At 62.6% G+C, this 18,227-nt stretch carries 19 protein-coding genes; 12 read left to right on the top strand and 7 right to left on the bottom strand.

Annotation, left to right across the window (positions count from 1 at the left end; genetic code table 11):
• Window positions 1-97: 97 nt before the first annotated feature.
• On the top strand, window positions 98-1,315 hold the full coding sequence (gene trpB, locus EXN22_RS01730; RefSeq protein ID WP_130262168.1) for a tryptophan synthase subunit beta: 1,218 nt from the start codon (window positions 98-100) through the stop codon (window positions 1,313-1,315).
• Window positions 1,312-2,124, top strand: coding sequence for a tryptophan synthase subunit alpha (gene trpA / locus EXN22_RS01725; RefSeq protein WP_130262167.1), 813 nt, complete (start codon window positions 1,312-1,314; stop codon window positions 2,122-2,124). The genes trpB and trpA overlap by 4 nt, the downstream gene beginning before the upstream one ends.
• A 58-nt stretch (window positions 2,125-2,182) precedes the next feature.
• On the opposite strand, the gene EXN22_RS01720 is transcribed toward trpA, so the two are convergent.
• The 3 genes from EXN22_RS01720 to hemF form a co-directional block, all read right to left on the bottom strand.
• Entirely contained in the window at window positions 2,183-2,512 is a 330-nt protein-coding gene (locus EXN22_RS01720; RefSeq protein ID WP_130262166.1) for a DOPA 4,5-dioxygenase family protein, read from the bottom strand.
• 163 nt (window positions 2,513-2,675) lie between these two features.
• Window positions 2,676-3,500 (bottom strand): shikimate dehydrogenase, encoded by an 825-nt coding sequence (gene aroE, locus EXN22_RS01715; protein WP_130262165.1) that lies wholly within the window; start codon window positions 3,498-3,500, stop codon window positions 2,676-2,678.
• 54 nt (window positions 3,501-3,554) lie between these two features.
• A complete protein-coding gene (hemF, locus tag EXN22_RS01710; protein ID WP_130262164.1) occupies window positions 3,555-4,481 on the bottom strand; it encodes an oxygen-dependent coproporphyrinogen oxidase in 927 nt (308 codons plus the stop codon).
• Between the two features lie 131 nt (window positions 4,482-4,612).
• On the opposite strand from hemF, the gene EXN22_RS01705 reads away from it, so the two are divergent.
• Window positions 4,613-5,590, top strand: coding sequence for an NADPH:quinone reductase (locus EXN22_RS01705; RefSeq protein WP_130262163.1), 978 nt, complete (start codon window positions 4,613-4,615; stop codon window positions 5,588-5,590).
• A 56-nt stretch (window positions 5,591-5,646) separates the two neighbouring features.
• Here the strand turns inward: EXN22_RS01705 and EXN22_RS01700 are convergent, their stop codons facing one another.
• Together EXN22_RS01700 and dprA are read right to left on the bottom strand one after the other, a co-directional pair.
• Window positions 5,647-6,204 (bottom strand): L-threonylcarbamoyladenylate synthase, encoded by a 558-nt coding sequence (locus EXN22_RS01700; RefSeq protein WP_130262162.1) that lies wholly within the window; start codon window positions 6,202-6,204, stop codon window positions 5,647-5,649.
• A gap of 37 nt (window positions 6,205-6,241) precedes the next feature.
• Window positions 6,242-7,342, bottom strand: coding sequence for a DNA-processing protein DprA (gene dprA / locus EXN22_RS01695; protein ID WP_130262161.1), 1,101 nt, complete (start codon window positions 7,340-7,342; stop codon window positions 6,242-6,244).
• A 241-nt stretch (window positions 7,343-7,583) separates the two neighbouring features.
• Here dprA and def point away from each other — a divergent pair, with 241 nt between their 5' ends.
• From def to EXN22_RS01670, 5 genes are read left to right on the top strand one after another with little or no spacing between them, the layout of a single operon-like run.
• Window positions 7,584-8,090: a peptide deformylase gene (gene def / locus EXN22_RS01690; protein WP_038605133.1), complete on the top strand. Its 507-nt coding sequence runs from the start codon at window positions 7,584-7,586 to the stop codon at window positions 8,088-8,090.
• A 57-nt stretch (window positions 8,091-8,147) separates the two neighbouring features.
• Window positions 8,148-9,080: a methionyl-tRNA formyltransferase gene (gene fmt / locus EXN22_RS01685; protein ID WP_130262160.1), complete on the top strand. Its 933-nt coding sequence runs from the start codon at window positions 8,148-8,150 to the stop codon at window positions 9,078-9,080.
• The gene (gene rsmB, locus EXN22_RS01680; RefSeq protein WP_130262159.1) at window positions 9,077-10,387 is read left to right on the top strand and encodes a 16S rRNA (cytosine(967)-C(5))-methyltransferase RsmB; all 1,311 of its coding nucleotides are present in this window, start codon (window positions 9,077-9,079) and stop codon (window positions 10,385-10,387) included. Before fmt ends, rsmB begins: the two co-directional genes overlap by 4 nt.
• Before the next feature lie 19 nt (window positions 10,388-10,406).
• Complete coding sequence (trkA, locus tag EXN22_RS01675; RefSeq protein WP_130262158.1) at window positions 10,407-11,780, top strand: Trk system potassium transporter TrkA; 1,374 nt, start codon at window positions 10,407-10,409, stop codon at window positions 11,778-11,780.
• A gap of 12 nt (window positions 11,781-11,792) precedes the next feature.
• Entirely contained in the window at window positions 11,793-12,104 is a 312-nt protein-coding gene (locus EXN22_RS01670) for a hypothetical protein (protein WP_130262157.1), read from the top strand.
• A gap of 102 nt (window positions 12,105-12,206) precedes the next feature.
• On the opposite strand, the gene EXN22_RS01665 is transcribed toward EXN22_RS01670, so the two are convergent.
• Both EXN22_RS01665 and EXN22_RS01660 read right to left on the bottom strand, forming a co-directional pair.
• Entirely contained in the window at window positions 12,207-13,094 is an 888-nt protein-coding gene (locus EXN22_RS01665) for a lysophospholipid acyltransferase (protein ID WP_130262156.1), read from the bottom strand.
• Complete coding sequence (locus EXN22_RS01660) at window positions 13,087-13,683, bottom strand: DNA-3-methyladenine glycosylase I (protein WP_130262155.1); 597 nt, start codon at window positions 13,681-13,683, stop codon at window positions 13,087-13,089. The genes EXN22_RS01665 and EXN22_RS01660 overlap by 8 nt, the downstream gene beginning before the upstream one ends.
• Before the next feature lie 82 nt (window positions 13,684-13,765).
• On the opposite strand from EXN22_RS01660, the gene glyQ reads away from it, so the two are divergent.
• The 4 genes from glyQ to EXN22_RS01640 all read left to right on the top strand — a co-directional run bounded on the left by glyQ (window position 13,766) and on the right by EXN22_RS01640 (window position 18,133).
• Complete coding sequence (glyQ, locus tag EXN22_RS01655) at window positions 13,766-14,713, top strand: glycine--tRNA ligase subunit alpha (protein WP_038997882.1); 948 nt, start codon at window positions 13,766-13,768, stop codon at window positions 14,711-14,713.
• A complete protein-coding gene (gene glyS / locus EXN22_RS01650) occupies window positions 14,710-16,764 on the top strand; it encodes a glycine--tRNA ligase subunit beta (RefSeq protein ID WP_130262154.1) in 2,055 nt (684 codons plus the stop codon). Before glyQ ends, glyS begins: the two co-directional genes overlap by 4 nt.
• 3 nt (window positions 16,765-16,767) lie before the next feature.
• Window positions 16,768-17,301 carry a D-glycero-beta-D-manno-heptose 1,7-bisphosphate 7-phosphatase gene (gene gmhB, locus EXN22_RS01645; RefSeq protein ID WP_130262153.1) on the top strand — a complete coding sequence of 178 codons (534 nt, stop codon included), beginning with the start codon at window positions 16,768-16,770 and terminating at the stop codon, window positions 17,299-17,301.
• 61 nt (window positions 17,302-17,362) lie between these two features.
• Window positions 17,363-18,133 (top strand): lysophospholipid acyltransferase family protein, encoded by a 771-nt coding sequence (locus tag EXN22_RS01640; RefSeq protein WP_130262152.1) that lies wholly within the window; start codon window positions 17,363-17,365, stop codon window positions 18,131-18,133.
• Window positions 18,134-18,227: the final 94 nt, after the last annotated feature.

The raw sequence follows: 18,227 nt of genomic DNA, 5'->3' as shown, positions 1-18,227 counted from the left end.
TTCCTGACAGGTTGTAGCAATCTTATCGGTTTTCAGCGGCGCGTGTGGTGGTTAGAGTAAAGCCATTCCTGACTTCACTACCGCCCTGGAGCGACCCATGACCCAGACCAACTTCCGCGCCGGCCCCGATGCCAATGGCCTGTTTGGCGCATTCGGCGGCCGCTACGTGGCAGAAACCCTGATGCCGCTGGTGCTCGACCTTGCCCGTGAATACGAGGCAGCCAAGGCCGACCCGGCGTTTCTCGAGCAACTGGCGTACTTTCAGCGCGATTATATTGGCCGGCCAAACCCGCTGTACTTCGCCGAACGCCTGACTGAACACTGCGGCGGCGCGAAGATTTTCTTCAAGCGTGAAGAGCTCAACCACACCGGCGCGCACAAGGTGAACAACTGCATCGGCCAGGTACTGCTGGCCAAGCGCATGGGTAAAAAACGCCTGATCGCTGAAACCGGCGCCGGCATGCACGGCGTGGCCACTGCCACGGTCGCTGCGCGCTTCGGCCTGCCGTGCGTTATCTATATGGGCGCCACCGACATCGAGCGTCAGCAGGCCAACGTGTTTCGCATGAAGCTGCTGGGCGCCGAAATCGTGCCAGTGACCGCCGGTACCGGCACCCTCAAGGATGCGATGAACGAAGCCCTGCGCGACTGGGTCACCAACGTCGACGACACCTTCTACCTGATCGGTACCGTGGCGGGCCCGCACCCTTACCCGGCCATGGTTCGCGACTTCCAGTCGATCATCGGCAAAGAAACCCGCGAGCAGTTGCAGGCCAAGGAAGGGCGCCTGCCCGACAGCCTGATCGCCTGCGTCGGTGGCGGTTCCAATGCCATGGGCCTGTTCCACGATTTCCTCGATGATGCCAGCGTACAGATCATCGGCGTCGAAGCTGGTGGCCATGGTGTCGACACCGACAAGCATGCTGCCAGCCTCAATGGTGGCGTACCGGGCGTACTGCACGGCAACCGCACCTATCTGTTGCAGGACGCTGACGGCCAGATCACCGATGCCCACTCGATTTCCGCAGGCCTGGATTATCCGGGTATCGGCCCTGAACACGCCTGGTTGCACGAAGTGAAGCGCGTCGAGTACGTCAGCATCACCGACGACGAAGCCCTGGCGGCGTTCCACACCACCTGCCGCCTGGAAGGCATCATTCCGGCCCTGGAAACCTCCCACGCCCTGGCCGAAGCCATCAAACGCGCACCGACCCTGCCCAAGGATCACCTGATGGTGGTGTGCCTGTCCGGGCGCGGCGACAAAGACATGCAAACCGTGATGAGCCATATGGCTGCCCAGGAGAAACAGGCATGAGCCGTCTAGAACAACGCTTCGCCGAGCTTAAAGCCGAAGGCCGCTCCGCACTGGTCACCTTCATCACCGCAGGCGACCCTGGCTACGACGCCTCGCTGGCGATCCTCAAAGGCCTGCCGGCCGCCGGTGCCGATGTGATCGAGCTGGGTATGCCGTTCACCGACCCCATGGCCGATGGCGTGGCCATCCAGCTGGCGACCCTGCGCGCCCTGGACGCCGGCCAGACCCTGGCAAAAACCCTGCAGATGGTTCGCGAGTTTCGCATCGACAACCAAACCACGCCGATCGTGCTGATGGGCTACTACAATCCGATTCACCGTTTTGGTGTCGAGGCTTTCGTGGCCCAGGCCAAGGCCGTGGGCGTGGACGGCCTGATCATCGTCGACCTGCCACCGGAGCACGATGCTGAACTGGCCACCCCGGCCCAGGCCGCAGGCATCGATTTCATCCGCCTGACCACCCCGACCACCGACGACGTGCGCCTGCCGCGCGTGCTCGAGCGCAGCTCCGGGTTCGTCTACTACGTCTCGGTTGCCGGTGTCACCGGTGCCGGTTCCGCGACCACCGAGCATGTCAGCAGCGCCATCGAGCGCCTGCGCCGGCACACCGACCTGCCAATCAGCGTCGGCTTCGGTATCCGCACGCCAGAGCAGGCCGCGGCGATCGCCAAACTGGCGGAGGGTGTAGTGGTCGGTTCGGCATTGGTCGACAAGATTGCCAATGCCAAAACCGCCGAGCAGGCCGTGGGTGATGTGCTCGAGCTGTGCTCGGCGCTGGCCCAGGGTGTGCGGGGCGCGCGCAAGGCCTGATCATTGCCCCGCGAATGCGGTCCATCAGACAGATCGCAATCGCGGGGCAAGCCCGCTCCTACTTGAATATTGTCAGATCCAGCGGCCGCACCGCCCCCATCCAGATCGCATAATCGCGATGATCGACCAGATCATCGCCGGTCAGCGGGTGCAGAAACACCACCAGCCCATGGCGATACAACGCCAGCCAAGGCAACACCACGCCCACCACCTCAGGCCCGAACGCCAACTGGCAGCTCCAGTCCGGGTGCGGCCCGACGGGCTTCTGGTGCATTCGCCCCATGCTCACCGGAAACAGCTGCGCGGCTTGTTCGCACAATTGCCGGGCTTGTTCCATGGTGCTGGCGTCATAGTAAATATGCGCGTGATAACCCTTGATCCTCTGCACGAAAACTCCTGAATCACGACGAACCTGCGGCACATTGCACGGGTAAATCTTCACCCGCAACTATACGCCGGCAGGCGAACAGGTGAACCTTGTCTTCTGCTGCGGCTTGCACCCGAGTGCACAAGCTCGAAAGGGCAGCGAACTGCCCGATCCACTTTGAGGATTAGCCGCGGGCGAGCTGGCGGCGCAGCTCATCCAGTACCGGACCGGTATCCGGGCGAACGCCGCGCCAGATGAAGAACGCTTCGGCAGCCTGCTCGGCGAGCATGCCCAGACCATCCAGGACCTTGGCGGCCTGGTGCTCGCTGGCCCAGCGGCAGAAGGGTGTCGGCTCCTTGCCATACATCATGTCGTAGCACACGGTTTTGCCGGGCTCGATCAGGCTGGCGGCAATCGGCGGCAGCTCGCCGGCAAGGCTCGCGGAGGTGGCGTTGATGATCAGGTCGACCGGCTCTTGCAACCAGCTGAAGCCGCTGGCAGCCACCGGCCCGAGGTCGGCGAACTCACGGGCCAGTTGCTCGGCCTTTTCCACTGTGCGATTGGCGATCACCAGCGACGCGGGGTTCTGCGCGAGCAAGGGTTCCAGCACCCCGCGAACTGCGCCGCCAGCACCGAGCAGCAAGATTCGCTTGCCGCTCAGTTGCACACCGGCGTTGACGGTAAGGTCGCGCACCAGCCCGGCACCATCGGTGTTGTCGCCCTGCAGGCTGCCGTCGGCCAGTTTGCTCAGGGTGTTTACCGCCCCCGCGCGTTTGGCCCGCGGCGTCAGGCTATCGACCAGGCGATAGGCTTCTTCCTTGAATGGCACGGTGACATTGGCGCCCAGGCCCTGCTTGAAAAAGCCCTGGGCACACATGCTGAAATCGTCCAGCGGCGCCAGCAGGGTGTTGTACTCCAGCTGCTGGCCGGTCTGGTCGGCGAACAGGCGGTGGATCAGCGGCGACTTGCTGTGGCCGATCGGGTTGCCGAATACAACGTACTGGTCCATTCACGCGGTTCCTAGGTCAAGGTCGGGCAGGGCCGAGAAGTTATCCACAGCCGCTCAGTGGCGGGTACTGGCCTGACCAAGCCAGTCGCGGTCCTGCAGGAAGTACTCGGTCAGGCGCGCTTCTTCGCTGCCTGGCACGGCCTTCCAATCGTACCCCCAACGCACCTGCGGTGGCAGCGACATCAGGATCGATTCGGTACGCCCGCCCGATTGCAGACCAAACAACGTGCCACGGTCGTAAACCAGGTTGAACTCGACATAGCGGCCGCGCCGGTATTCCTGGAACTCACGCTGCTCGGCGGTATACGGCTGGGCCTTGCGGCGCTGGATGATCGGCAGGTAGGCCTCGACATAGGCATCGCCAATGGCGCGCATGAAGGCGAAACAGGTGTCGAAGTCCCACTCGTTCAGGTCATCGAAGAACAGACCGCCGATACCGCGTGGTTCGCCACGGTGCTTGAGGTGGAAGTAGCGGTCGCACCAGGCTTTGTAACGTGGATAGACGTCGGCACCGAAAGGCGCGCAGGCACGCTCGGCAACCTGGTGCCAGTGCACGCAGTCTTCTTCATTGCCATAGTAGGGGGTCAGGTCGAAGCCGCCGCCAAACCACCAGACGGCTTCTTCGCCTTCTTTCTCGGCGATGAAAAACCGCACGTTGGCATGGGAAGTCGGCACATGGGGATTATGCGGATGGATCACCAGCGACACGCCCAGGGCCTCGAAGCCGCGCCCGGCCAGCTCTGGGCGGTGGGCACTGGCCGACGGCGGCAAGCCGCTGCCGAATACGTGAGAGAAGTTCACGCCGCCTTTCTCGATGACCTGACCGTCACCGATCACCCGGGTCCGTCCGCCACCACCGGCCTCGCGCGTCCAGGCGTCCTCGACAAAGCGGGCGCCGCCATCTTCGTTTTCGAGGGCAGTACAGATACGGTCTTGCAGGTCGAGCAGGTAGGCTTTCACGGCCTCGGTGCGGCTAGTCATCAGGTCACCTGGAAGCGGGCTAAGGCAAATTCGGCGCGTAGCATACCACCGGCGGCAGGCTGGCCGCAGTTGACGGCGATCAAGCAAAGGCGTCCGATAGGGCTTTTGCGGTACCTTCCAGGAGAGTGCAGATGGCCAAGCGTATTCAGTTCAGCCAGCATGGCGGCCCCGAAGTCCTGACCCTGGTCGACTTCGAACCACCAGCACCCGGCCCGCAGCAGGTTCGCGTGCGCAACCAGGCGATCGGTCTGAACTTCATCGATACCTACTTTCGCAGCGGTCTGTACGCGCCGCCCTCGTTGCCTTCGGGCCTGGGCACCGAAGGTGCCGGGGTGGTCGAGGCGCTGGGTGCTCAGGTCACCCGGTTCAAGATCGGTGATCGGGTTGCCTATGCCGGCGGCCCGCTGGGTGCCTACAGCGAGGTGCATGTGCTGCCTGAGGCCAATCTGGTCAAACTCCCAGACAGCATCAGCTTCGAGCAGGCGGCGGCAGTAATGCTCAAGGGCCTGACCGTGCAATACCTGCTCAAGCAGACTTACGCGGTACAACCGGGCGAGACCATTTTGTTCCACGCCGCCGCGGGCGGCGTCGGCTCACTGGCCTGCCAATGGGCCATGGCCCTGGGAGCCAAGTTGATCGGCACGGTCAGCAGCGCCGAGAAGGCCGAACGAGCCAAGGCCCTGGGCGCCTGGGCGACCATCGACTACAGCCATGAAAACGTGGCCCAACGGGTACTGGAACTGACTGACGGGAAGAAATGCCCGGTGGTCTACGACGGCGTTGGCCAGGACACCTGGCTGACCTCGCTGGACTGCCTGGCACCGCGCGGGCTGATGGTCAGCTTCGGCAATGCCTCCGGCGCAGTCAGCGGGGTCAACCTGGGGATCCTGGCGCAAAAGGGCTCGTTGTATGTCACCCGACCAACCCTGGCCAGCTATGCCAATAGCGCCGAGAACACCCAGGCCATGGCCGACGACCTGTTTGCAATGATTGCCAGCGGCAAACTGACTGTGGATATCCAGCAACGTTATCCATTGAGCGAGGCGGCCAGGGCGCAGACAGAGCTGTCGGCGCGGCGGACGGTGGGGTCTACTGTGCTGCTGCCTTGAATCGGTGGTGAGTCGATCGCGGGGCAAGCCCGCTCCCACATGCCCCGCGATAAGGCTTATCCCGCCCGCACCACTTCCCCGGTCGCCAGGTCACGAATCACACTGGGATTACGCCGCCCGCCCAGGGCGCCACCCAAGACCAAGTCCAATTGACCACGGAAATACTGCTCGACGCGCAAACGCGACTTGGCCGCAGGACGTCCCTGGGGGTTGGCCGAAGTCGATACCAATGGCCCGACCAGCGCACACAAGTCACGCACCACCGGGTGATCGCTGACACGCAGGGCGACGGTGTCATGCACGCCGGTAATCCACTCTGGCAGCAGGTTCTGATGCGGCACCAGCCAGGTGTTCGGTCCCGGCCAGGTTGCAGACATGCGGTCCAGCCAGGTTTGGGGGAAATCCTCGAAAAGAAAGTCGAACTGGCGGATATTATCGGCGATCAGGATCAACCCTTTGTCGACCGAACGCGACTTGATCGCCAGCAGGCGATCCACCGCTTCTTCGTTCCACGGGTCACAGCCCAGGCCCCAGACCGCCTCGGTCGGGTAGGCAATCACTGCACCGGCCCGAATTTCACGCGCGGCTTGTTGCACACGCCAACAGCTCACCATTGCTCTCACTCCGCATAAAGGCATATGAGCAGTGTACTTAGCCGGGCCGGGCAAACCAACGCCCGGCTTCACTACAGATCCTGCCAGCCAGTTCCAGCTCGGTCAGCGCCGCCAGTACCCTGGGTAACGGCCAGCCGCTGCTGCTGGCCAGGCCCTCGGTGGTCTGCGGCGCGGCCAGCAACAGCTCGACCAGGGGGTGGCTGGCGCTGACCGCCGATTGCAACGGCGGCAAGCGCTGCCAACCCTGCAGGGTTTCGACGATCTGTTCGACGGTTTCTACCAGCAAGGCACCGTCGCGGATCAGTTGGTGACAGCCTTTGGAGCCCGGATGATGAATCGAGCCAGGAATGGCGTACACCTCCCGACCTTGCTCGGCGGCCAGGCGCGCGGTAATCAGCGAGCCACTGGCGAGGCTAGCCTCGACCACCAGCACCCCCAGCGACAGGCCGCTGATGATCCGGTTACGCCGGGGAAAATTCCCAGCCACAGGCCCGGTATCCAGCGGAAACTCGGAGAGCACGGCACTGCCTTGATCGATCATTGCCGCCGCCAGCGCCCTGTGCCGCTGTGGATAAAGTTTTTGCAGGCCGGTGCCCAACACGCCGATCGTCTGCCCGCCAACCTCCAGGGCAGCCTGATGCGCAGCGCCATCGACCCCCAGGGCCAGGCCGCTGGTGATGACAAAGCCACCTCGGGCGAGGCTGCGCGAGAAGGCCGCGGCGGTATCGAGCGACGGCATCAAAGCCCTGCGGCTGCCGACGATCGCCAATTGTGGTTTTTCCAGAATGGCCGGGTTGCCGGCTATGAAAAGCAAAGGCGGGGCGTCCTCAAGTTCAGCCAGCAAACCCGGGTAGCCAGGGTCGTCCCACATCAGCAAATGTTGGTCGCGGGCCTCTAGCCAGCGCATTGCCGCTGCCGCGCCGTCCCGCACTTCATGGCTGCGCCGGCCATCGCTGCTCTGCGCAGGCACGCCCAGCGCACGCCAGGCCGTGGCCGGTGCACTGAGTGCCGCCGAGGCACTGCCGAAGGCCTGGATCAATGTGTGAAAACGCCGCGGTCCCAGGGACGGCAGCAAATGCAGGCGCAAGCGCGCTTCGAGTTCGGCGGGAGAGCACGCCGGCGATAAGGGTTGCGACATGACGATCATCCTTGATCGGACAGCCTGGGCCAGCCGTGAAAAAGCTGTGGATAACTCTGTTGATAATACTTTGACAACCGGTTGAAGAATTTCCCTCGCAGGCATCCCTTCGGGCTTGCGGCCACGGCTGGAAAAGCACCCTGAAACCTTAGCTGACCTTTGCCAGGTGCCGAATGCGCCGAATCCCTTTATTATGTGTACTCATGTTTGTAATTCATCGCACAGTGCAGCTCATACGCTTATGGCCATTCTGAACATCCTCGAATTCCCGGACCCGCGCCTTCGCACCATCGCCAAACCGGTGACCGAAGTCGACGACGGCGTTCGCCAGTTGATCGATGACATGTTTGAAACCATGTACGAAGCCCCTGGTATCGGCCTCGCCGCCACCCAAATCAACGTGCACAAGCGCATCGTGGTCATGGACCTGAGCGAAGATCGCAGCGAGCCGCGGGTGTTCATCAACCCGGAGCTGGAGATGCTGACCGACGAAATGGATCAGTACCAGGAAGGCTGCCTGTCGGTACCCGGCTTCTACGAGAACGTCGATCGCCCGGTGCGGGTCAAGGTCAAGGCGCTGGATCGCGACGGCAAGCCGTACGAACTGATCGCCGAAGGCCTGCTGGCAGTGTGCATCCAGCACGAATGCGACCATCTCAACGGCAAGCTGTTCGTTGACTACCTGTCGACGCTCAAACGCGACCGGATCAAGAAGAAGCTGGAAAAGCAGCACCGCCAGCAAGCTTGATCTCCTCTTCCCAAAGGCTTGCTCCGGCAAGCCTTTTTCTTTTTAAGCGAGAACTCCATGCGCATTGTCTTCGCAGGCACCCCAGAGTTTGCCGCCGAACACCTCAAAGCCCTGATCGACAGCCCTTACGACGTGGTGGCGGTCTACACCCAGCCGGACCGTCCGGCCGGTCGAGGGCAAAAACTGATGCCAAGCGCGGTCAAGCAACTGGCTGTGGATAACGGCATCCAGGTCCTGCAACCGCCAACCCTGCGCAATGCCGAGGCACAAGCAGAACTGGCCGCCCTCAAGCCCGACCTGATGGTGGTGGTCGCCTATGGCCTGATCCTGCCGCAGGCGGTACTGGATATTCCGCGCCTGGGCTGCATCAACAGCCATGCTTCGCTGCTGCCACGCTGGCGTGGCGCCGCGCCGATCCAGCGCGCGGTCGAGGCCGGTGACAGCGAAAGCGGGGTGACGGTAATGCGCATGGAAGCGGGCCTGGACACCGGCCCCATGCTGCTCAAGGTCAGCACCCCAATCAGCGCCAGCGATACGGGTGGCACCTTGCACGATCGCCTGGCCCAGATGGGCCCGCCTGCTGTGCTTGAGGCTGTTGCTGGCCTCGCCGCGGGCACCCTGCAAGGTGAAGTTCAAGACGACAGCCTGGCCACTTATGCACACAAACTGAACAAAGACGAAGCACGCCTGGACTGGACTCGCCCGGCACTTGAGCTGGAACGCCTGATTCGCGCCTTCAACCCATGGCCGATCTGCCACAGCACGCTCAACGGTGAAGCGCTGAAGGTACTCGCCGCAAGCTTATCCACAGGCTCGGGTACTCCGGGTGAGATCCTCGGTGCCAGCAAAGACGGCCTGATCGTCGCTTGCGGTGATCAGGCCCTGTGCCTGACTCGCCTGCAACTGCCGGGTGGCAAGGCACTGAACTTCAGCGACTTGTTCAACAGCCGCCGTGAGAAGTTCGCCATCGGCACGGTGCTTGGCCAATGAACCCACGTCTTGCAGCCGCCCGCGCCCTGGCGGCAGTACTCAATGGCAAAGCCTCGCTGAACAGTTCCCTGCCAGGCCAGTTGGACAAGGTCGAAGTGCGTGACCGTGGCCTGACCCAGGACCTGGCCTTCGGTACCGCGCGCTGGCAGCCACGGCTGTCGGCCCTGGCCGAGCGCCTGCTGCAGAAACCGTTCAAGGCTGCCGATGCCGACGTCGAGGCACTGCTGTTGGTCGGCCTGTACCAGTTGCTCTACACGCGCATCCCCGCACACGCCGCCATCGGCGAAACCGTTGGCTGTGCCGACAAGTTGAAAAAGCCCTGGGCCAAGGGCCTGCTCAACGCCGTGCTGCGCCGTGCGCAACGCGAAAGCAGCGAGATCCTCGCCGAGCTTGAGCGTGACCCGGTCGTGCGCACTGCGCACCCGCGCTGGCTGCAAAAGTCGCTCAAGGCCTTCTGGCCCGAGCAATGGGAAGCCATCTGCGCGGCCAACAATGCCCACCCGCCGATGATCCTGCGGGTCAACCGTCGCCATCACAGCCGTGACGCCTACCTCGAACTGCTGCGTGAAGCTGGCCTCGAGGCGGCGCCATGCCAGTTCAGCGGCGACGGCATCCTGCTCGCCGAGGCCTGCGATGTACGCGGCCTGCCCGGTTTCGACCAGGGCTGGATCAGCGTCCAGGACGAAGCGGCGCAACTGGCTGCCGACCTGCTCGACCTGGCTCCCGGCCAACGCGTGCTCGACGCCTGCTGCGCCCCGGGCGGCAAAACCTGCCACCTGCTGGAGGCCCAGGCCGGGCTCGACGCTGTGGTCGCCATAGACCTGGAAGCCAAACGCCTGACCCGTGTGCGCGAAAATCTCGACCGCCTTGGCCTCGACGCCCAGTTGATTGCCTGCGACGCCCGCGACACCGCCAGTTGGTGGGACGGCAAAGGCTTCCAGCGCATCCTGCTCGACGCGCCATGCTCGGCCACGGGTGTGATCCGCCGCCATCCGGACATCAAGCTGACCCGCCAGGCCGACGACATCGCAGCCCTGGCCAGCCTGCAAGGCGAGTTGCTCGACGCCCTGTGGCCAACCCTGGAAGTGGGCGGCATCCTGCTCTACGCCACCTGTTCGACCTTGCCGACGGAAAACACCGAAGTCATCGAGGCCTTCCTCGCCCGTACCCCCGGTGCCCGCGAGCTCGACCTGGCGACCCAGGCCGGTATCCGCCAGCCCCATGGCCGCCAGTTGCTGGCCCAGGAAGGCGGACACGACGGCTTCTACTATGCCAAGCTGATCAAAATCGCCGCCGCGCGCGGATAACAAGAGAAGGGAACAGCGGATGAAGATCATCATCCTCGGCGCAGGGCAGGTCGGCGGTACGCTGGCCGAACACCTGGCCAGCGAAGCCAACGACATTACCGTGGTCGACACCGATGGCGACCGCCTGCGCGACCTCGGTGATCGCTTGGACATCCGCACCGTACAAGGCCGCGCCTCGTTCCCGACCGTGCTGCGCCAGGCTGGCGCCGACGATGCCGACATGCTGGTGGCGGTGACCAACAGCGACGAAACCAACATGGTCGCCTGCCAGGTCGCCTACACCCTGTTTCACACGCCGACCAAGATCGCCCGGGTACGCGAATCGGCCTACCTGACCCGCGCCGGGCTGTTCGATAACGAGGCCATACCGGTTGACGTACTGATCAGCCCCGAGCAGGTGGTGACTCACTACATCAAGCGTTTGATCGAACACCCCGGCGCCCTGCAGGTGATCGACTTCGCCGAAGGCAAGGCCCAGTTGGTGGCGGTCAAGGCCTACTACGGCGGGCCGCTGGTCGGCCAGCAACTGCGCCAGATCCGCGCGCACATGCCCAATGTCGACACCCGTGTAGCTGCGATCTTCCGCCGTGACCGGCCGATCCTGCCGCAAGGCGACACGGTCATCGAGGCCGACGACGAAGTGTTCTTCATCGCCGCCAAGGCGCACATCCGTGCGGTGATGGGCGAGCTGCGTCGCATCGATGAAACCAACAAGCGCGTGGTCATCGCCGGCGGCGGGCAGATCGGCGAGCGCCTGGCCGAAGCGATCGAAAGCCGTTACCAGGTGAAGATCATCGAGATGAACCCAGCACGTTGCCGCCACCTGTCCGACACCCTGGAAAGCACCGTGGTGCTGCAGGGCAGTGCCTCGGACCGCGACCTGATGCTCGAAGAGAACATCGCCGAAGCCGACATCTTCCTGGCCCTGACCAACGATGATGAAGCCAACATCATGTCCTCGCTGCTGGCCAAGCGCCTGGGTGCGCGCAAGGTGATGACCATCATCAACAACCCGGCCTATGTCGATCTGGTCCAGGGTGGCGAAATCGATATCGCCATCAGCCCGCAGCTGGCCACCATCGGCACCCTGCTGGCCCACGTGCGCCGCGGCGATATCGTCAGCGTGCACTCGCTGCGCCGCGGGGCGGCCGAGGCCATCGAAGCCATTGCCCACGGTGACTCGAAGTCGAGCAAGGTGATCGGCAAGGCCATCGAAGACATCGCCCTGCCACCAGGCACCACCATCGGCGCGATCATCCGCGACGAAGAAGTGCTGATCGCCCATGACGACACGGTGATCGAAGCTGGCGACCACGTGATCCTCTTCGTTGTGGATAAGAAGTACATCCGTGACGTCGAGAAGCTGTTCCATGTAGGGTTGAGCTTCTTCTAAGAGGGACCTGGAATGCGCGAATCACTGGAAAAAATGTTGGCCAAGGGTGTGGATAACGCCCTGTTGCGCTTTGGTCTGGGCAAGGCCTGGCTTGATGAAGGCAACGGCGCCGAGGCGGCCATCCACCTGCAGCGCTGCGTCGAGTTTGACCCCAAGTATTCGGCGGCGTGGAAGCTGCTGGGCAAGGCGCATCAGCTTGAGGGTGACCTGGCAGGTGCGCGCCAGGCCTGGGAGCAGGGGCTGGAAGCGGCGAAGGCCCATGGCGACAAGCAGGCCGAGAAAGAGATGACGGTGTTTCTGAAGAAGCTGGATAAGAGTCTGTAGGAGTTGGCTTGCCTGCGATCGGGCGCGCAGCGGCCGCAGAACCTGAGTCCTGGGTTTGTCAGATGCAACCGGGACTCAGGATTTACGACGGTGCAAGGGCCCTCAATACCAGCGCGCTTCGCCAGCCGGGCGCTTCTTGAAGCGCTTCATGCTCCACATGTACTGGCTCGGATAAGCCCGTACATAGCGCTCGACCACCTGGCTCATGGCCGCAGCAGAGGTTTCGGTATCTTCGCTGTACATGGCCTCGGGCGCCGCTTCCAGGATGACCTTGAAGCCCGAACCATCCGGCAGGCGCAGGGCATGCAGGAATACCCCGACCGCCTTGCCGCCTGCGAGCATGTTCGGCACGAACTTGCTGGTCAGCGCCCGGGTGGCGAAGAACGGCACGAAGATCCCCGCCGACTCGGCTGGCTCTGGGTCAGCCGGAATACCCACCTGGCCACCTTTGCGCACTTCCTTGATGATGCTGAGGATGCCTTCCTTGGTCGATGCCGCCACGCGGTTACCCAGTTGCACACGCTGCTCGCGCAACAGATCATCGACCGCCTTGAGCTTGGGCGGGCGGTAGAAAATGATCGGTTTGCATTGGCTGCAGTAGAAGTGGTTGAGCACTTCCCAGTTGCCCAGGTGGCTGGTGATACCAACCACGCCCTTGCCCGAAGCCAGGGCCGCCTCAAGCACTTCCAGGCCTTCGACCTCGCGCACCAGGTCGAGCGAACGCTGGGCTGGCCAGATCCAGGCACAGGCGCTTTCGGTAAAGGACTTGCCGATGTCCATCAGGGTCCGGCCCACCAGTTGCTCGCGGGCAACCGGGTCCATTTCCGGGAAGCATTTGGCCAGGTTGATGCGCACGACGTTGCGTGAACTGTTCGGCACCTTCCACATGATCCAGCCAATCGCTGCGCCGACCCGCTGTACGGCGCCCCAGGGGAGCTTGGCAAACAATCGCAACGCCCCGACCATCAGGGCGCCCTTGAACTTATCCACAAGCTGGTTCCTCTTTCTGCAAGCCGGCCATTGTAACCCCCGGCGCAAGCGCAGCGTAGCGATCACAGTCGGTGGTGTGGTCCATGACCATGCCGGTCGCCTGCATGAAGGCATAGCAGATGGTCGGGCCGACAAAGGTGAAGCCGGCTTTGCGCAACGCTTTGCTCATGGCCTCGGCTTCAGCGGTCACGGCCGGGACTTCACTGCGCTGGCTGAAGTGATTGACCTTGGCGGTGCCTCCAACAAACGACCAGAGCCATTGCGCCGGGTTTTCCAGCGCTAGCCAGGCCCGGGCATTGCGCCGCGCAGCATTGAGCTTGAGGCGGTTGCGGATGATACCCGGATCAAGCATGCGCTCTTCGATTTCTTCGTCGCTCATCTGCGCCAGGCGCTGCGGATCGAAGCCGAACAACACCTGGCGGTAGCGTTCACGCTTCTTCAACACGGTGATCCACGAAAGCCCGGCCTGGAAGCCTTCGAGCAGGAGCATTTCAAACAACTGCCCGGGGTCGCGCTGCGGCGTGCCCCACTCCTCGTCGTGATAGGCCTGGTAAAGCGGATCGTCGGTACACCAAAAGCAACGTGGCATAAGGCTCCAAGGGTAGAGGCCTGCGCGAATCGGGTTATACTCCCGCTCTTTATATTCGCAGCCCTAGAAACAGGTGAATTTCGTGAGCCAGCCTACGCCAGCCGTGCGTACCTTCCAAGACTTGATCCTCGCCCTGCAGAACTACTGGGCCGAGCAAGGTTGTGTGGTGCTTCAGCCCTACGATATGGAAGTAGGCGCCGGCACTTTCCATACTGCCACGTTCCTGCGCGCCATCGGCCCGGAAACCTGGAACGCCGCCTATGTGCAGCCTAGCCGTCGTCCGGCGGATGGCCGTTATGGCGAAAACCCGAACCGCCTGCAGCACTACTACCAGTTCCAGGTCGTCCTCAAGCCGAACCCGGCGAACTTCCAGGAACTGTACCTGGGCTCGCTCAAAGCCATCGGCCTCGACCCGCTGGTGCACGATATCCGTTTCGTCGAAGACAACTGGGAATCGCCGACCCTCGGCGCCTGGGGTCTGGGTTGGGAAATCTGGCTCAACGGCATGGAAGTCACTCAGTTCACCTACTTCCAGCAAGTGGGCGGCATCGAGTGCTTGCCGGTCACCGGTGAAATCACCTACGGACTGGAACGCCTGGCCATGTACCTGCAAGGTGTGGATTCGGTCTACGACCTGATCTGGACCGACGGCCCGTTCGGCAAGGTGACCTATGGCGACGTGTTCCACCAGAACGAAGTGGAGCAGTCGACCTACAACTTCGAGCACGCCAACGTCGAGAAGCTGTTCGAACTGTTCGACTTCTACGAAAGCGAAGCCAACCGCCTGATCGAGCTGGAACTGCCGCTGCCGACCTATGAAATGGTCCTCAAGGCCTCGCACACCTTCAACCTGCTCGATGCCCGCCGCGCCATTTCGGTAACCGAGCGTCAGCGCTACATCCTGCGCGTACGGACCCTGGCCCGGGCCGTGGCCCAGAGCTACCTGCAAGCCCGCGCCAAGCTGGGCTTCCCGATGGCATCCCCTGAATTGCGTGATGAAGTGTTGGCTAAGCTGGAGGCTGCACAATGAGTGCTCAAGATTTCCTGGTTGAACTGGGCACCGAAGAACTGCCACCCAAGGCCCTGAACAGCCTGGGTGATGCCTTCCTCGCCGGTATCGAGAAAGGCCTGCAGGCCGCTGGCCTGAACTACACCGACAAGCAGGTGTTCGCCGCACCGCGCCGCCTGGCCGTGCTGATTCGCAACCTCGACACCCAGCAGCCTGACCGCAGCGTCAACCTCGACGGCCCGCCACGCCAGGCCGCCTTCGACGCGCAAGGCCAGCCAACCCAGGCCGCCCTGGGCTTTGCCAAGAAGTGCGGTGTAGAGCTGTCGGATATCGATCAGAGCGGCGCCAAGCTGCGCTTCTCCCAGCACATCCCGGGCAAGGCCACCGCCAGCCTGCTACCCACCATCGTCGAAGACTCGCTCAACGACCTGCCGATCCCCAAGCGCATGCGCTGGGGGGCGCGCAAGGAAGAGTTCGTGCGCCCGACCCAGTGGCTGGTCATGCTGCTCGGTGACGAGGTGGTCGACTGCACCCTGCTGGCGCAGAAAGCCGGTCGCGAATCCCGTGGCCACCGCTTCCACCACCCGGAAAACGTGCGTATCAGCGCCCCGGCCAACTACCAGGAAGACCTGCGCAAGGCCTACGTCCTGGCAGATTTTGCCGAGCGCCGCGAGCTGATCAGCAAGCGTACCGCCGAACTTGCCCTGCAGCAGGAAGGCAGCGCCATCGTGCCACCGGCGCTGCTCGACGAAGTAACTGCCCTGGTCGAATGGCCGGTGCCGCTGGTGTGCTCGTTCGAGGAACGCTTCCTCGAAGTGCCGCAAGAAGCGTTGATCACCACCATGCAGGACAACCAGAAGTACTTCTGCCTGCTGGACGCCGACGGCAAGCTGCTGCCGCGCTTCATCACTGTAGCGAACGTCGAGAGCCGCGATCCGAAGCAGATCGTCGAAGGCAACGAGAAGGTCGTGCGCCCGCGCCTGACCGACGCCGAGTTCTTCTTCAAGCAAGACAAGAAGCAGGCGCTGGAAAGCTTCAACGAGCGCTTGAAGAACGTGGTGTTCCAGGCCCAACTGGGCAGCGTTTTCGACAAGGCCGAGCGGGTTGCCAAGCTGGCGGCCTTCATCGCCCAACGCATTGGCGGCGACGCCCAGCGTGCGGCACGTGCCGGCCTGCTGTCGAAGTGCGACCTGGCCACCGAGATGGTCGGTGAATTCCCTGAGATGCAGGGTGTTGCCGGCTATTACTACGCCCTCAACGACGGCGAGCCTGAAGACGTCGCCCTGGCCCTGAACGAGCAGTACATGCCGCGCGGTGCTGGCGCTGAACTGCCGTCGACCCTGACCGGTGCGGCGGTGGCGATTGCCGACAAGCTCGACACCCTGGTCGGTATCTTCGGTATCGGCATGCTCCCGACCGGCAGCAAGGACCCCTATGCCCTGCGCCGTGCAGCACTGGGCGTACTGCGCATCCTGATCGAGAAGCAGCTGGACCTGGACCTGAACGACGCGGTGAACTTCGCCGTCAGCCAGTTCGGTGCCAAGATCAAGGCCGCAGGCCTCTCCGAGCAAGTCCTGGAGTTTGTCTTCGATCGCCTGCGTGCCCGCTACGAAGACGAAGGCATCGATGTTGCCACCTACCTGTCAGTGCGGGCCCTCAAGCCGGGTTCGGCGCTGGACTTCGACCAGCGCGTGCAGGCCGTACAGGCCTTCCGTCAGTTGCCTGAAGCTGCCGCCCTGGCCGCGGTGAACAAGCGCGTGTCGAACCTGCTGAGCAAGGCCGAGGGCGCTGTCGCCAATACGGTTGAGCCGAAGTATTTCGACAACGCCAACGAGTTCTCCCTGTACTCGGCGATCCAGCAGGCCGACCAAGCTGTGCAGCCAATGGCCGCCGCTCGCCAGTACAGCGAATCGCTGGCACGCCTGGCTGCCCTGCGCGAACCGGTCGATGCCTTCTTCGAGGCGGTGATGGTCAACGCCGACGATGCCAATGTACGCGCCAACCGCTATGCCTTGCTCAGCCGCCTGCGCGGTCTGTTCCTGGGCGTTGCCGACATTTCGTTGCTGGGGTAAGTCTTGAAGCTGCTGATTCTCGATCGGGACGGGGTGATCAACCAGGACTCCGACGCCTACATCAAGTCGCTGGACGAGTGGATTCCAATCCCCGGTTCGATCGATGCGATTGCGCAGTTGAGCAAAGCTGGCTGGACGGTGGCCGTTGCCACCAACCAGTCCGGCATTGCCCGTGGCTACTACGACCTGGCTACCCTCGAGGCCATGCATGCGCGTTTGCGCATGTTGGTGGCTGAACAGGGTGGTGAGGTTGGCTTGATCGTCTATTGCCCACATGGACCGGATGAAGGCTGCGATTGCCGCAAGCCCAAACCAGGAATGCTGCGAACTATTGCCGCTCATTACCAGTCTGACCTGGCCGGCGTGTGGTTTGTCGGTGACAGTAAGGGTGACCTGGAAGCCGCTTTGGCCGTCGATGCTCAACCGATTCTGGTAAAAACCGGAAAAGGCGAGAAGACCCTGAGCAAGGGAATTCCTGAAAATACGCTGATTTTTGATGATCTGGCAGCCATCGCCAGAGAACTTATCCACAAATAGCGCGTCTGCACAACAGGCGCACTTTTACTAGGCGGGCAAGCCCGCAACGGTACATGCCGCTATGTCGATCTTGCAGGCGATCAGAATTTTTCTTTTTTACCTGCTGCTGGGTACCAGCTCCTTGCTGTGGTGCACCCTGAGCTTTTTTATCGCGCCGTTTCTACCATTCAGCGCCCGCTACCGCTTCATCAACGTTTACTGGTGCCGTTTTGCGCTGGTGCTGGTACGGGTGTTTCTCAACATCAAGGTCAAGGTCACCGGGGCAGAAAACATCCCCAAGCAACCCTGTGTGATCCTCTCCAACCACCAGAGCACCTGGGAAACCTTTTTTCTTTCCGCCTATTTCTCGCCTTTGAGCCAAGTGCTAAAGCGCGAACTGCTGTACGTGCCGTTCTTCGGCTGGGCCATGGCCATGCTGCGGCCAATCGCCATTGACCGCGACAACCCCAAGGCCGCCTTGAAGCAAGTCGCCAGCAAGGGCGACAAGCTGCTCAAGGAGAACGTCTGGGTCCTGATCTTCCCTGAAGGCACCCGCGTGCCGTTTGGCCAGATCGGCAAGTTCTCACGCAGCGGTGCGGCACTTGCGGTCAACGCCAACCTGCCTGTGCTGCCGATCGCCCACAACGCTGGCAAGTTCTGGCCCAAGCAGGGCTGGAGCAAACGTGCGGGCACCATCGAGGTGGTGATTGGCGCTCCGATGCACGCAGAGGGTAGCGGCCCACGGGCCATTGCCGAGCTCAACGACCGCGCTGCGGCGTGGAACGAACAAGCCCAGCGCGACCTTGGCTCGCTGCCAGCAGCTGCGCCAAATCAAGCGCAGGGGGTGGCCTGAGCGATCTGTGGATAACTTGTGCACAGTATTTGGATTTTTCAGATAAAAATTCGCTAAGTTATTAATTTAGCTACTTATTTCTCTGTATGACTGA

Source organism: Pseudomonas tructae, assembly GCF_004214895.1.
In the GTDB taxonomy this organism is placed as follows: Bacteria; Pseudomonadota; Gammaproteobacteria; order Pseudomonadales; family Pseudomonadaceae; genus Aquipseudomonas; species Aquipseudomonas tructae.
This window is presented reverse-complemented; position numbering and strand designations above follow the sequence as displayed.

Coding starts and splice junctions, on each gene's coding strand:
- rsmB (WP_130262159.1), top strand. CDS start 9,077: ATGAACCCACGTCTTGCAGCCGCCCGCGCCCTGGCGGCAGTACTCAAT.
- EXN22_RS01660 (WP_130262155.1), bottom strand. CDS start 13,683: ATGCCACGTTGCTTTTGGTGTACCGACGATCCGCTTTACCAGGCCTAT.
- fmt (WP_130262160.1), top strand. CDS start 8,148: ATGCGCATTGTCTTCGCAGGCACCCCAGAGTTTGCCGCCGAACACCTC.
- trpB (WP_130262168.1), top strand. CDS start 98: ATGACCCAGACCAACTTCCGCGCCGGCCCCGATGCCAATGGCCTGTTT.
- EXN22_RS01640 (WP_130262152.1), top strand. CDS start 17,363: ATGTCGATCTTGCAGGCGATCAGAATTTTTCTTTTTTACCTGCTGCTG.
- dprA (WP_130262161.1), bottom strand. CDS start 7,342: ATGTCGCAACCCTTATCGCCGGCGTGCTCTCCCGCCGAACTCGAAGCG.
- EXN22_RS01700 (WP_130262162.1), bottom strand. CDS start 6,204: ATGGTGAGCTGTTGGCGTGTGCAACAAGCCGCGCGTGAAATTCGGGCC.
- EXN22_RS01705 (WP_130262163.1), top strand. CDS start 4,613: ATGGCCAAGCGTATTCAGTTCAGCCAGCATGGCGGCCCCGAAGTCCTG.
- EXN22_RS01670 (WP_130262157.1), top strand. CDS start 11,793: ATGCGCGAATCACTGGAAAAAATGTTGGCCAAGGGTGTGGATAACGCC.
- hemF (WP_130262164.1), bottom strand. CDS start 4,481: ATGACTAGCCGCACCGAGGCCGTGAAAGCCTACCTGCTCGACCTGCAA.
- trpA (WP_130262167.1), top strand. CDS start 1,312: ATGAGCCGTCTAGAACAACGCTTCGCCGAGCTTAAAGCCGAAGGCCGC.
- trkA (WP_130262158.1), top strand. CDS start 10,407: ATGAAGATCATCATCCTCGGCGCAGGGCAGGTCGGCGGTACGCTGGCC.
- glyS (WP_130262154.1), top strand. CDS start 14,710: ATGAGTGCTCAAGATTTCCTGGTTGAACTGGGCACCGAAGAACTGCCA.
- aroE (WP_130262165.1), bottom strand. CDS start 3,500: ATGGACCAGTACGTTGTATTCGGCAACCCGATCGGCCACAGCAAGTCG.
- def (WP_038605133.1), top strand. CDS start 7,584: ATGGCCATTCTGAACATCCTCGAATTCCCGGACCCGCGCCTTCGCACC.